General features: G+C 77.4%; 10 protein-coding genes and 1 pseudogene. 3 read left to right on the forward strand and 8 right to left on the reverse strand.

The features are described 5' to 3' along the window. Positions 1-39: 39 nt before the first annotated feature. The 8 genes from VSR01_RS12720 to VSR01_RS12755 form a co-directional block, all read right to left on the reverse strand. Positions 40-1,269, reverse strand: coding sequence for a right-handed parallel beta-helix repeat-containing protein (locus VSR01_RS12720; RefSeq protein ID WP_326449350.1), 1,230 nt, complete (start codon positions 1,267-1,269; stop codon positions 40-42). A gap of 523 nt (positions 1,270-1,792) precedes the next feature. Next, positions 1,793-3,148, reverse strand: a complete 1,356-nt coding sequence (locus VSR01_RS12725; protein ID WP_326453624.1) for a sensor histidine kinase — start codon at positions 3,146-3,148, stop codon at positions 1,793-1,795. Between the two features lie 149 nt (positions 3,149-3,297). Then, the gene (locus tag VSR01_RS12730; RefSeq protein ID WP_326449351.1) at positions 3,298-3,993 is read right to left on the reverse strand and encodes a response regulator transcription factor; all 696 of its coding nucleotides are present in this window, start codon (positions 3,991-3,993) and stop codon (positions 3,298-3,300) included. A 106-nt stretch (positions 3,994-4,099) separates the two neighbouring features. Then, positions 4,100-4,567, reverse strand: a complete 468-nt coding sequence (locus VSR01_RS12735; protein WP_326449352.1) for a hypothetical protein — start codon at positions 4,565-4,567, stop codon at positions 4,100-4,102. A gap of 129 nt (positions 4,568-4,696) precedes the next feature. Then, a complete protein-coding gene (locus VSR01_RS12740; RefSeq protein WP_326449353.1) occupies positions 4,697-5,539 on the reverse strand; it encodes a spermidine synthase in 843 nt (280 codons plus the stop codon). 675 nt (positions 5,540-6,214) lie between these two features. Next, positions 6,215-6,610, reverse strand: a complete 396-nt coding sequence (locus VSR01_RS12745) for a hypothetical protein (protein ID WP_326449354.1) — start codon at positions 6,608-6,610, stop codon at positions 6,215-6,217. A 126-nt stretch (positions 6,611-6,736) separates the two neighbouring features. After that, positions 6,737-7,339 carry a histidine phosphatase family protein gene (locus VSR01_RS12750; RefSeq protein ID WP_326449355.1) on the reverse strand — a complete coding sequence of 201 codons (603 nt, stop codon included), beginning with the start codon at positions 7,337-7,339 and terminating at the stop codon, positions 6,737-6,739. A gap of 94 nt (positions 7,340-7,433) precedes the next feature. Further along, on the reverse strand, positions 7,434-8,129 hold the full coding sequence (locus tag VSR01_RS12755; RefSeq protein WP_326449356.1) for a TetR/AcrR family transcriptional regulator: 696 nt from the start codon (positions 8,127-8,129) through the stop codon (positions 7,434-7,436). Positions 8,130-8,510: 381 nt separating this feature from the next. On the opposite strand from VSR01_RS12755, the gene VSR01_RS12760 reads away from it, so the two are divergent. The 3 genes and pseudogenes from VSR01_RS12760 (at position 8,511) to VSR01_RS12770 (ending at position 13,129) form a co-directional block, all read left to right on the forward strand. After that, positions 8,511-9,674: a phosphatase PAP2 family protein gene (locus VSR01_RS12760; RefSeq protein WP_326449357.1), complete on the forward strand. Its 1,164-nt coding sequence runs from the start codon at positions 8,511-8,513 to the stop codon at positions 9,672-9,674. Between the two features lie 21 nt (positions 9,675-9,695). Beyond that, a pseudogene (locus VSR01_RS12765) lies at positions 9,696-10,919 on the forward strand (hypothetical protein); the annotation flags it as partial. A gap of 413 nt (positions 10,920-11,332) precedes the next feature. Further along, positions 11,333-13,129 (forward strand): hypothetical protein, encoded by a 1,797-nt coding sequence (locus tag VSR01_RS12770; RefSeq protein WP_326449358.1) that lies wholly within the window; start codon positions 11,333-11,335, stop codon positions 13,127-13,129. The last annotated feature ends 100 nt before the right edge of the window (positions 13,130-13,229 follow it).

The following is a 13,229-nucleotide window of genomic DNA, read 5'->3' on the forward strand; positions in this document are numbered from 1 at the left end:
GGTGGCGGCGGTCGGCGCCGCGCCTGCCGGGCCGGAGGGTCAGCAGTGGCCGGCGGGCAGGGAGACCGCGCAGGCGTTGCCGGTGAACGTGTTGCCCTTGCCGGTGTCGCGGTCGGCGATGTCGGCGGGGCCGTTGCCGGTCATGACGTTGTCGCGCACGACGTTGTCGGTGTTCGGGATGCCGACGAAGCTGTGGAAGAGCACGACGCCGCCGGACATCGGCGCGGCGCCGGTGTTGCCGGTGATCGTGTTGCCCTCGACGACGGTGTCCTCGACGCCGGTCAGCACGATGCCGGAGCCCTGGACGTAGGGCAGCCGGCTGGTGGCGGCGCAGTACTTGGTGTTGCCGGTCACCGCGTTGCCGCGCAGCGTCAGGTGGCCCCCGCGCGGCACGCCCTCGTCGCCGACGACGAACATGCCGGCGCAGTTGCCGCCGGCCGCGTTGGCCTCGACGGTCAGGTCGCGGACGCGGCGCAGCACGACGCCCATCTTGTTGCCGGTCAGCGCGTTGCCGGCGATCTGCGCGCCCGCGGTGTCCAGTGCGCCGCCCTCCTCGCTGACGGCGTTGGCCAGCAGGATGCCGGCCTCGCCGTTGTCCCGGGCGGCGTTGCCGGTGAAGCGGGCGCCGGTCGACTTCTCCTGCGCGATGCCGTACTGGCCGTTGCCCTCGCTGACCACGCCCTCGACGGTGAGGGCGTCGGCGCGGGTGGCCCAGATGCCGTAGCGGGCGAAGCCGGAGACCGTGAGCGCCTCCACCCGCACGTCCGAGGCGCCGCTGACCGCGATCCCGGTGTCCGCCGCCGCGCCGGTCGCGCCCTGCGGCGGGCTCAGCGTCACCTGCCCGGCGCCGGTCCCCCGCAGGGTCAGCCGCGGCACGCGGACCGTGATGTTCTGCCGGTAGACGCCGGGCTGCAACTCGACGGTGTCCCCCGGCCGGGCGGCGTCGACGGCCGCTTGGACGGACTGGTCCGGCCCGACGCGACGGACCACGGCGGCGGCGCGGCCCCGCCCGCCCGAGCCGCCCCGCGCGGTGGCCGGGCTTCCGTGCGCGGCCCGCGCGGTGGCCGTCACCTGACCGGTCGTCATGTCCGCGTGGGCGGCCGGCGTCGCGTGGCCGGTCGTCGTGTCCGCGTGGGCGGTCGGCGTCGCGTGGCCGGTCGTCGTGTCCGCGTGGGCGGTCGGCGTCGCCAGGGCCGTGGCCGCGGCGAGGCCGGCCGCCACGGTCATCGCGAGCCGGCGCGGCCGGGGCGTCACCTGTCGAGAAGTCATCAGCGCATCCGCTTTCGCCAGCAACCACCTACGTGCACCACGCAGGACGCGCCGCACCGGCCCGCGTTCCGACGCTAAGTTCCCCCCACCCCACCCGCCACACCTGTACCCCCGCGCGGGATCCCCCCTCCCCCGGAAGGCCCCGCCCCTCCCCCCGCACCACCCCGGGCACACCCCGCACCGCGCGCGCGGAGCGACGGAGGCCGCGGCCTCCACCCCGGGGAGCGGCGCGCGAGCGGTCCTGCCGACGCAGCGGGCGTAAGCGGCGCGGCCCACGCGGCCGGCGCACCCCGCGCCGCCCGCGCGGTCGCAGGAGGCCGCGCCTCCTTCACTCCGCCGCCGCGGCGGGACGCGGGACGGCGCAGGCCTGCGGTGCCGAACCGACCGCACCCGCCGCACGGGAACGCCAAGCGCAACGCGACCGCACCCGCCGCACGGGACCGCACGGCGCACCCCCCGCGCGAGTCCACCCGCACCGCCCCGGCCGGGCGCACCACCGCGAAGCCCAGCGGCAGGCGACGCCTCACGCGTGGCGCGACGGCCGTCGCAAGGAGGCGGCGCGGGCCGGCGGGGTCGGCGGGCGCCGCGCCAGGTAGACCCGGATCTCGGCGCCGCCGAGCACGCTGCGGCCGACCGCGACATCGCCCCCCGTGGATTCCGCGACGCGCCGCACGATGTCCAGGCCGAGCCCGGTGGAGCCCTGCCCGCCGTCGCCGTGGCCGCGGCGCACCGCCGCGTCCGGGTCCGCGACGCCCGGCCCCGCGTCGGAGACCAGCACGATCACCGCGTCGTCGGAACTGTGCACGTCCACCGCGAACGCGGTCCCCTCCGGCGTGTGCCGGAAGACGTTGCCGAGCATCGCGTCGAGCGCCGCGGCCAGCTCCGCCCGTCCGACCGGCACCCGGGCCGGCCGGTCCGCGCCCGCCGTGGACACCGAGCGGCCCTCGTCCTCCGCGAGCGCGGACCAGAACGCCATCCGCTCGCGGATCACCTCCGCCGCGTCGCAGCCCGTGGCCGCGGTGACCGGCGCGCGCTGCTCCCGCGCGGTGCGGATGATCTGGTCGACCTCGCGCTCCAGTTGGGCGACCGCCGCCCGCGTCTGGTCGGCGGCGGGACCGTCGCCCAGGGACGCGGCGTTGAGCCGCAGCACGGTCAGCGGCGTCCGCAGCCGGTGCGACAGGTCGGCGGCCAGCTCCCGCTCGTTGGCCAGCAGCCGCACCACCCGGTCGGCCATCGCGTTGAACGCCGCGGCGGCGGCCCGCAGTTCGCCGGGACCGTCCTCGGGGACGCGTACCTCCAGCTCGCCCTCGCCCAGCCGGTGGGCCGCGCCGGCCAGTCGTACCGCGGGCCGGATCATGCGCGCGCCGAGCCGGTCGGCGATGGCCACCGAGCCGATGATCAGCGCGAGCCCGACCCCGGCCAGCACCATCCACGCGGTGGCCACGCCGCGCGTGACGTCCGCGGAGGGCACGAACACCTCGACCACCGCGGTGGTCGTGCTGACCGCGGTGGGCCGCAGCAGCGCGTACCCGCCGGGCACCCGCACCGTCGCCGCCTCGCCGCGGCGCGCCGCCCGGTCCAGGTCGGCGCGCGGCGCGTGGTGGGTGCCGAGGTCGACCGCGGGGACGCCGTCCGAGGCGGGTACGAGCACGGCGATGCGGTTCTCCGCGCCGGCCTGCGTGGTGGCCAGCGCCCGGTCGAGCGGGGCGCGGTCGGTGGTGATCGCGAGCGCCGGCGCGACCGCGGCGGCCTGCCGTTCGGCGTTGGTCAGCGCGCGGTCGCGGGCCAGCTCCTTGACGACCAGGCCGAGCGGCACGGCGAAGGCGATGACGACCATGGCGGTCACCGCGAGGCTGACCCGGATCAGCGACCAGCGCATGCCCCACCGGTGGCCGCGTTCCCGCTCACCGCCCTGGTCCCGCCCGGCGTCCCGTTCCGGGCCGGGTCCGCCGCCGCGGCCGGGGTCGCGGCCGCGGCCGGGGTCCCGTCTGCCGCCGCGGGGGTCGCCGTGCGGTCTGGCCCGGCGGCTCACGCCGGGGGCTCCAGCTTGACGCCCACGCCGCGCAGCGTGTGCAGATAGCGCGGCCGGGCCGCGGTCTCGCCGAGCTTGCGGCGCAGCCACGACAGGTGCACGTCGATCGTCTGGTCGTCGCCGTACGACTGCTGCCACACCTCGGCGAGCAGCTCGCGCCGGGCGACCACCACGCCGGGCCGCGCGGCCAGGAACGTCAGCAGGTCGAACTCCCGCCGGGTCAGGTCCAGCGGCACGCCGTCCAGCGCGGCCTGCCGCCTGCGGACGTCGATCTGCAGGCCGCCGACGCGTATCAGCTGCTCCTCCGCGGCCGGGCCGGCGCCGGCCCGGCCGCGGGCGCGGCGCAGCACCGCGTCCAGCCGGGCGGACAGGTGCGCGACGGAGAACGGCTTCACCAGGTAGTCGTCGGCGCCGGCGTTGAGCAGGCGGACGATCTCCGCCTCGTCGTCCCGCGCGGTCGCCACGATGACGGGCACGTCGCTCAGGCCGCGGAGCATCTTCAGCGCCTCCGAGCCGTCCAGGTCGGGCAGGCCGAGGTCCAGGATCACGACGTCGAAGCCGAACTGGGCGACTTCGCGGAGCGCTTCCAGCGCGGTGCCGACGCTGCGGACGGTGTGGGCGGCGTCGGTCAGGTGCCGGATCAGGGCGGAGCGGACGAAATGGTCGTCCTCGACGACGAGCACGCTTGGCATGCGCGCAACCTATCGCCTCCGGCGCGACCGCCCCCATCCCCGTCTGCCCCGACGCGGCCGGGAGCGGGTTGGGCGGCGTCCGGCGTCCAAGGGGGCCGGGCGGAAGCTAGTTCTCGTACGTCGTGACCTCGGGGGGGTGGCCGTTCCAGGTGCAGGAGACCGTGGAGGCGCGGTCGCCGGACGCGGACGTGAAGGTGACGCGGAGCCACTGGTCGGCGTAGGGCGTCCAGACGCTCATCTGCCAGCCGGACTCGGGCGTCGCGGAGACGAGCGACGCCGCGTCGGCGTCGAGGGAGAGCACCACGCGCCCGCCGCCCACGGTGTACGCGTGCACCTCGCCGGAGGAGGCCGGGGAGGTGGGGGCCGCGGGGGTCGTCGGGGCCGGCGCGCGCGTGGTGGTCGCCGACGCGCTGGGCCTCGGCGTGCCCGTGGCCGTGTGCCGGGGCGTGGGGCTCGGCGACGGGCCGGTCGTGCCGGGCCGGGGCGACGGCCGCTGCGTCGCCGAGATCTGCGGCGGCAGCGTCGTCGTGATCGGCATCGCCCGCGGCGGGTCGTACGCGGTGCTGCGCAGCACGGACCGCACTCCGAACCAGGACAACGTGACGGCCGCCGCCGTCGCCGCTGCCCAGGCACCCGCATGCATCAGCCCACGCCGCACGCTGCCATCCTGTCACGCCCGGCCGCGGCGCCCCGCCGCGGCCGGTCAGTCGGGGAACACCCCCGGCGGCGGGGCCGGCGAGCGGACCGCCGCCGCGTCGGCCACCGGGGGCGCGCCGGCGGCGAAGTCGACCAGCGCGGCGCCGTGCTCGACGCGGCCGGGATGCGGGTCGGTGGCCACCCGCCGGGTGAACTCGGCCACCGGCAGCGGCTCGTCGGAGGCGACCAGCACGAGGTTGCCGAAGCGCTTGCCGCGCAGCACCGCGGGGTCGGCGGCGAGGGCGACGTCGCCGAACGCGGCGCGCGCGGTGGCGATCTGACCGCGGACGAAGGCGAGCGGGCCGCCGTCGGCGAGGTTGGCGGCGTACCAGCCGCCGGGGCGCAGCCGGCGGCGCACCTCGGCGAGGAACTCCGTGCTGGTCAGGTGCGCGGGGGTACGGGCGCCGGCGAACACGTCCGCGACGACGAGGTCGGCCTGGCCCTCGGGGAGCCGGGCGAGGCCGGCGCGGGCGTCGTCGCCGCGGACCTTGATGCGCCAGCCGCGGTCCCACGGCAGCTCCGCGCGGACGAACTCCGTCAGGGCGGCGTCGACCTCCACGACCTGCTGGGTCGAGCGGGGCCGGGTGTGCGCGGTGTACCGCGCGAGGGTCACCGCGCCGCCGCCCAGGTGCACGGCGCGCAGCGGGCGTCCGGGCGGCGCGGCGAGGTCCACGAGGTGGCCGAGGCGGCGCTGGTACGCGAAGGTCAGCTCCGCGGGGTCCGCGAGGTTCACGTGCGACTGCGGTGCGCCGTCCACGTACAGGGTCCAGCCCTGCGCGTTGTCCCGGTCCGCCCGCAGCTCCGCGGTGCCGCTGCGCTTGCTCTCCCGCACCGCCCTCTTCCTCGCCACACCCCCATTCTGCGCCCCCGGCCGCGCCGCACTCCCCTCCACGGGTCTGCCCGTCCCAACCGGCCACGCGTCTGCCCCGTCCTCGCCGTGCCCGCCCGCCGGTCCACTGTGGTCGCTCGCGCAGTTCCCCGCGCCCCTGAAAAGCCGGCCACCCGTCTGCCCCGAACAGGCCGCCCCCGTCCAACGGTCCGCTGGGGTCGCTCGCGCAGTTCCCCGCGCCCCTGAAAAGCCGGCCACCCGTCTGCTCCGAAACAGGCCGCCCCCGTCCAACGGTCCGCTGGGGTTGCTCGCGCAGTTCCCTGCGCCCCTGAAAAGCCGGCCACCCGTCTGCCCCGAACAGGCCGCCCCCGTCCACCGGTCCGCTGGGGTTGCTCGCGCAGTTCCCTGCGCCCCTGAAAAGCCGGCCACCCGTCTGCCCCGAACAGGCCGCCCCCGTCCACCGGTCCGCTGTGGCTGGTCGCGCAGTTCCCCGCGCCCCTGACTACTCGGCCCGCAGCGCACATGCGGCCCGAGGGGGCGGTCCGGGGGTGTCCCCGCAGGACTTCGAAAACAACACCGGCAGAAGCAGGCAACGAAACGAGTCACTTTCGAAGTCCGAGGAGATACCCCCGGGACGACCCCGACCCACAACGCAACCCAGCGCACCCGGCCAAGCGCAGCGCCCAGCGCCCAGCGTCACGCCGACTCGGTGAAACCCTCCGCCAGCTCCACGTTCCGCGCCGCCTCGTCCAGCGCCGCCCGCAACGTCACCGGATCGTTCACCGCCGCGTCCGTATGCGGCGGCACGAGCCACCCCGCCCCCGCCACCCGTCCCCCGCCGCCCCGCGAGGACCTGCACGAACTCCCGGGCACATCCCACCCGTCCGCCGTCCCCGGCGGCACCAGGAACTCCAGGCTGTCCCCGGACCGATCGTGGAGCACCGGCCCCACCCCCGCCCCCAGCCGCAGGATGTCCACCGCCTCCAGCCCCTGCCGCGCCGGCACCGTCACGATGTCCCGCCCGTCGCCCTCGACGCCGCCCCCCACGCCGCCACCATCGACCCCGGGCGTCCCGCCCATGCTGTCCACCACGGCAAAAGCCTCCTCGCAGGCGTTTGCGGCGCCCTCCTTGTGACCGGCGCCACATCAAGTACAACGCCGCGCCGCGTCAACGGCTACGGACGCGTCACGCCTCAAGGGGTGGCGTTTCGTGGCGAATTACCGCGCCGCCTCCAGATGCGCCGTGTCGTTCCAGCGCTCGATCGCGGGCAGCCCGTACGCCCAGCCGAGGACGGACAGCGACGCCGGCTCCAGCCGCAGCGCCGCCGCGAAGGCGATGTCGAAGCCGAGCCAGCGCGCGCCGATCGTGCGCAGGACGTGGCCGTGCGCGAAGACCACGACGTCGCGCTCCGCGGACCTGGCCCAGTCGACCACCTCGTCGGCGCGCGCGGCCAGCGCCGCGAGGCTCTCGCCGCCGGGCACGCCGTCACGCCAGATGTGGAAGCCGGGCTGCCGCTCCTGGAGCTGCGCGGGGGTCAGGCCCTCGTAGTCGCCGTAGTCCCACTCCAGCAGCGCGTCCCACTCCTTGGCGCGGTCGCCGAGCCCGGCCAGCCGCGCGGTGTCGGCGGCGCGCAGCAGCGGGCTGGTGCGGACCTCGGCGTCGGGCAGGCCGTTCCAGGGCGCCGCGGCGAGGCGGCCGGCCAGCAGCCGGGCGGTGCGCTCGCCCTCCTCGGTCAGCGGGATGTCGGTGCGGCCGGTGTGGCGGCCCAGCCGGGACCACTCCGTCTGCCCGTGCCGTACGAGGATGATGCGCGGTGCCAATGCAGGGCCTTTCGTTCAGGTCGTCGGAAAACCCTACGCCCCGGGGCCGCGACGCCACGGCTCGCCCCCGCCGGCCCCGCGCCCGCGCGCGGCCCTACGCCCCCGCCGCCGCCACCCCGCCGAGCAGCCCGTCCAGCAGCGCGTCGAGCCCCCGCTCGTACTGGCCGCCGGTGTCGTCGTGCGCGCACAGCAGTTCCGGCGCGAGGGAGACGACGGCCGGGTAGCGCTCGGGGGGCAGGGCGGCCAGCTTGGCGCGGACCCGGTCCCGTACGCCCTCCTCGGACAGCGCGCGGGCGCGCCGGGTGGTCCACAGCGCGGCCCCCACGGTGAACTGCATGAGCGCGACGTGCGCGCCGGCGGCCTCGGAGCGGGACAGCCCGGTCCGGTGCAGCAGGCCGAGCATGCGGTCGATGACGGCTATGGCGTCGTCGCCGCGCAGCGGCCGGACGGTGAGCAGCTGGAGCGCCGAGGGGTGCTCGGTGAACAGCCGGTAGACGCCGCGGCACACCTCGCGCAGTTCGGCGCGGGGGTCGGCGCAGCCGCCGGGGGGCAGCTCGATGGTGTCCAGCAGGCGCTCGGTGACCGCGTCGGTGATCTCTTCCTTGTTGCGGAAGTGGGAGTACACCGCCATCGTGCCCACGCCCAGCTCCTCGGCGAGCGCGCGCATGGTGAAGGCGGCGGCGCCCTCGCGGTCGAGCAGACCGACGGCCGCCCGGAGGATACGATCCGGGTTCAGCGTGTTGCGGGGTGCGCGGCGCCGCTGGGGGCTGACCGGCTGGGTGGCGGGCATGGCGTCTCTTGTTCTCGACCTGCTGCTTCTCGGCGTGCTGCGGACTGCTGGGGACTGCTGGGGCTTGCTGCGGACTCGTGCGGACGCCCTCGACCTGCGGCGACGCGCCCCGCGGGGACGCGTGGAGCTCGGCTGCCGGCGGAGCCGGCCGCGGGGACGGGCAACCCGACCGGGCGGACCGGGCGTCCTCGTGCGTGTGCATACCCCGTGGCCGGTGCCAGGACACCGTACGATGCGGGGCTCGGCGGAAGTCGCCGGGGGCCGCCGGAATAATCCGGGGCGGTGCGCTGTCCGTCTAACGTACGTCGTACGGTAAAAAGCCTACGACACAAGTCCATGACCGCCGGAAGCGGCCTCGGAGAACCTGGAGAGACGTCCCCTATGACGATCACCGCCGCCGCGCCGCGAGCCGCCGCCTACCGCGGCCGGCTCCGCTGGTGGACCGAGCTGCCGCTCATCGCCGTGGTCTACGCGCTGTACTCCGGCGCCCGGCTGCTGGTGCGCGGCGACGTGGACGACGCGGTGGAGCACGGCCTGGACATCCTGCACTTCGAGCAGCTGACGCACCTGGACCCCGAGGGCTTCTTCAACCGGCTCTTCACCGACCACGCGTTCCTGGGCGTGCCGGCCGACTTCGCCTACGCCTCGCTGCACTACATCGTGACCCCGACGGTCCTGGTCTGGCTCTGGCGCCGGCGCCCCACGCACTACCGGACGGCCCGCACCTGGCTGATGATCTCCACGCTGATCGGCCTGGTCGGCTTCACCCTGGTGCCCACCGCCCCGCCGCGGCTGCTCACCGGCCACCACGGCTTCATCGACACGATGGCGCAGTACGGCTCGTACGGCTGGTGGGGCACCGACGCGAGCGCGCCGCGCGGCATGGGCCACCTGACCAACGAGTACGCGGCGATGCCCAGCCTGCACGTGGGCTGGTCGCTGTGGTGCGGCATCATGCTCTTCCGCTACGGGCGGCACTGGACGGTCCGCACCCTGGGCGTCCTCTACCCGCTGGTCACCGCCCTGGTGGTGATGGGCACGGCGAACCACTACCTGATGGACGCGGCGGCGGGCGTGGCCGTGATGGGCCTCGGCTTCCTGCTGGCCAAGCCGGCGCTGCGCGGTGTGGACGCGCTGCGGGCGCGGGCGCTCGCGGCGGTCGGCGCCGGAGGGTCGGCGACGGCGGAGGCGGCCGACTCGGCGGAGGCGGCGGGTCCGGCGGAGGCGGCCGAGGCGGGTCCGGTGGCGTTCGCGCCCGCGATCGGCGGCGGCTCCGGCGCCGGCGCCCGCGCGGAGGGCGCCGGGGACCCGGACATCGCCGGGAACCCGGACACCGCGGACAGCACGAGCAGCACGAACAGCATGGACACCGACGCCGCGGACACCGGCGGCGCGGGCCGCGACGACGCCGCGCACCCCGGCGCGGAACCGGTCAGGTCGCTGGTGCAGCGGACGGTTCCCGTGCCCCGCGCCGGACGCCGTACGGACACCGCGGACGGCGCCGCGGACGCCGTGGAGGCCCCCGCTCGCAGCGGACTGTCCTGACCGGGTGCCAGACTCTCCCAGGTGAGCACTGAGCACCGCCCCCTGCGGGAGCGTCTGGCCGCGCTGCGCGGCCCCGCCGTCCCGCCGCGCCCGCTCGACGCGCGGGCGCTCGCCGCGCTGGCCGCCAACCCCGGGTGCCGTCGCCGGGCCGTGCTAGACGCCGCGGGCGTCGACAAGGGCGCGGTGGCCGGGCGGCTGGGCGCGCCGGCGCCGTTCGGCCAGTCCCGGTTCGCCTTCTCGCGCGGGCACGCCTTCGAGGCCCGGCTGAAGGCCGACCGCTGCGCGGAGCTGCTGCGGCTGCTCGCGGTGCACGCGGACGCGCCGGAGCAGGCGGGCACGGAGGGCGTCGCGGACCCGGCGGACCGGGCGGACGCGGCGGGCGCGGCGGACCGGGCGGATGCCGCGGCCTCGGGGGACGGCGCGGCGGAGTGGACCGGCGCGGCGCAGCCGGCCGACGCGGCCGGCGCCGCGGTGCCGGACCTGTCCGCGCCCGGGCCGCAGGGCCGCGCCGCCCGTACGAGGATGGCGCTCGCGGAGGCCGCGCCCGGCGCGTGGACGCTGCTCGACCACCCGATGCTGGCGCTGGAGGCGGCGGGCTCGACCGCGTACCTGGAGCCGGACGCCGTGGCGGTCGGCCCGGACGGGCGGCTGACCGTGATCGAGATCAAGTCGTTCCCGATCCTGGACGGCGCCGCGGACCCGGTGAAGGTGGGCGCGGCGGCGCGGCAGGCGGCGGTCTACGCGCTGGCGCTGGACGAGCTCGCGCCGGGCCGTACCGAGCCGTCGTTCCTGCTCGTCTGCCCCAAGGACTTCTCCAACCTGCCGACCGCGCAGTGGGTCGACGTGCGCAAGCAGCTCGCCGTGACGCGGCGGCAGCTGGCGCGGCTGACCCGGATCGAGGAGATCGTCGCGGCGCTGCCCGAGGGCGCGAGCTTCGACCTCGCGCCGGACGCGGCGGGCGCGGCCACCCGCCCGGCCGCCGACCTCGCCGCCGCGGTGGACGCGGTCCCCGCGGTGTACGCGCCGGAGTGCCTGTCCACCTGCGAGCTGGCCTTCCACTGCCGGGCCGGGGCCCGCGCCGCCGACCGCGTCGAGGCGCTCGGCCGTTCGCTCCGCGCCGACCTCGGCGACCTCACGACCACCGGCGCGGTGCTGTCCGCCGCGGCGGGCGCGGCCGGCGACCCGGACGATCCGGCGGTCCAGGCGCTGCGGCGCGCCGCGCGGTTGCGCGCGGAGGCGCTGGGGTCCGCCTCGGGCGCGCCCACGATGCCCGGCGCCTGCCCGCCGCCCGAGGCAGGAGCGGTGCCCGAGGCAGGGGCGGTGCTTCCGGCTGAGTCGACGCCCGGAGCCGGGTCGACGCCCCCGGCCGATCCGCCGCCCCAGGCGGGGTCTGCGCCCGCGGTCGGACCGCTGTCCGCAGTCGGACCGCTGTCCGCGGTCGGACCGGTGCCGGACCCGCGGCCGGCAGCCGACGCGGACGCCGGGACGACCGGGTCCGGCGTCGGGACGCGGCCGGCAGCCGGGCGCGCGTCCGCAGCCGGGCGTGGGCCCGTGACCGAACCCGTGACGAACTCCGCGACCGGGCCCGCGGCCGGGCGCGAACCCGGCGTCGGCAGCCGCGGAAGCGGTCCCGCCACGCGCTCGGAAGGGGGGACGGCGTGAGCGTGCTGCAGGCACTGGCGCGGGCGGAGGCCGTGGCGGGCCGGCGGGCGGTGCCCGCGGCGACGGTGTGCCACCGCCACCTCTCCGAACGCCCCCTCGTCCTCGTGCCGTTGACGACCGCGGGCGAGGCGGGCGCGCCGCTGGGCGCGCTGGTGGGCACGGACCGGGACGCGCCGCGACTGCTGGTGGTGCCGCAGCCGCTCGACCGCGAGCTGCGGTTCCGCTTCTTCGCCGAGCTGGCCGACGCGCTGCTGCCGCTGCTGGAGAAGTACGCGGACGCGGTGGACGTGGAGCCGGCCACGCGCAACCGCGAGGAGACGGAGGTGTGCGCGGACGCCCTCCAGATCGTGGTGCCCAACTCCGCGGCGGTGGAGTACGTCCGGCTGCTCGGCCGTTCGACGCGCTTCCTGCGCACCGCGGAGGACGACCCCGAGGCGCCGCACCCCGTACCGGCGCCGCTGCCGCTGCTCGGCCGCTGGCTGACCCACTACGCCGAGCGGGCCCGCACGCCCGGCAGCGCGCTGCTGCTGGCCGCGACCGAGCTGCTGACGCGGCACTGGACGACCGGGCAGAGCGCGATGGAGGACCAGCACCTGGGCGCGCTGCTCGGCTGGATCGACCCGCCGGCCGGGCTGGACGGCCCTGCGGCGGCGGCCCGCGCGGAGACCGGGCGCGGCCCGGACGGCCTGCTGTTCAGTCCCCCGGCCGGCCCCGCGACCGATCCCGCCTTCGACAACCGCGTCCTCGCGCCGGCGCTCGAACGCTATGACGCCGCGCGCAAGGCCCTGCGGGCGGCGGCAGCGTCCGAGCCCAAGCCGACGCCACCGACACCGACGCCGACACCGACGCCGGGGGTCGCGCCGGGGTCCCCGCGGGAGCTGGAGTCGAGGGTGGAGGCCGCCGAGGCGGAGGTACGGCGGCTGGTGGAGTCCCAGTTGCGGCCCGCGTGGGACGACGTCTGGCGGAGCCTGGACCTGCTGCGGGCGCTGCCGCCGGGTGCGCACACCGAGGAGCGCTGGAAGCGCGACCGGTGGTCGTTCACCGGCCACCGCGACCGGGTGCGGGCCGGCGAGCCGCCGCAGCCGCGGCGCGACGACGCGATCACCGCGGCGCAGAAGCTCGCGACGCGCGAGACGGCGCAGGCGCGGCTGTCCGCGCAGGAGGCGCTGGACGATCCGCTGGCGATGGCGGCGCGGCGGCTGGCCGGCGAGGCGTTCGCGGGCGAGGTGGTCGCGGTGGAGATGGCGTACTCCGAGGGCCGCCGCCCGATGCCGCGGCCCCTGGTCACCCTGGTGACCTCCGACCAGCCCCAGGCGGAGCCCGGCGCGAAGTGCTTCCGCGCGCTCCCCGACGCGAAGTCCCCCCAGTCGGCCACGCTCGTCACGATCGCTCCGAGCGGCACCGGCGGCGCGGGTGGGGACGGGGTCCCGGGTGGCGTCGCGGAAGGCGGCGCGGGAGCCGTCGCGGAAGGCGGCGCCGGGGCCGTCGCGGAGGGCACGCGGTGGGCGGTCACCGTGCGCCTGACCGGTGGGATGGGCAGCGGGCGTACGCCGCGCGAGGGTTCCGTGCCCGCGGCGGGCGACCCCGTGACGTTCACCCTCTTCGAGCACGAGCCCCGCGGCGGCCCCGCCCTGCCCGACGCCGAGCAGACGCCCTGGACGCACGGCGGTCCGCCCGGCGCCGACCGCCCGGCCGCCGCGGCGCCGGGCGCGGCCCCGACCACGCCCCCGACCACGCCCCCGGCCGCGCGAGCCGACGACCCCGACCCCGTCACCGCGGAGGACTTCCTGTGACGCACCCCGTGCGCACGCCGCCGAGCGCCGCACCGCACGCGGCTGCCGGCGCGACCCCCGGCGCGACCCCCGGCGAGGCCGCCGCCCAGGCGCCCGCGTT

Origin of the sequence: Actinacidiphila sp. DG2A-62 (genome assembly GCF_035825295.1) — a bacterium.
Classification (GTDB): Bacteria; Actinomycetota; Actinomycetes; order Streptomycetales; family Streptomycetaceae; genus Actinacidiphila.

What these genes read in the sequence shown, in the direction of transcription:
- VSR01_RS12725 (WP_326453624.1), bottom strand. Translation starts at nt 3,148, where the DNA reads ATGCGCTGGTCGCTGATCCGGGTCAGCCTCGCGGTGACCGCCATGGTC.
- VSR01_RS12755 (WP_326449356.1), bottom strand. Translation starts at nt 8,129, where the DNA reads ATGCCCGCCACCCAGCCGGTCAGCCCCCAGCGGCGCCGCGCACCCCGC.
- VSR01_RS12730 (WP_326449351.1), bottom strand. Translation starts at nt 3,993, where the DNA reads ATGCCAAGCGTGCTCGTCGTCGAGGACGACCATTTCGTCCGCTCCGCC.
- VSR01_RS12720 (WP_326449350.1), bottom strand. Translation starts at nt 1,269, where the DNA reads ATGACTTCTCGACAGGTGACGCCCCGGCCGCGCCGGCTCGCGATGACC.
- VSR01_RS12760 (WP_326449357.1), top strand. Translation starts at nt 8,511, where the DNA reads ATGACGATCACCGCCGCCGCGCCGCGAGCCGCCGCCTACCGCGGCCGG.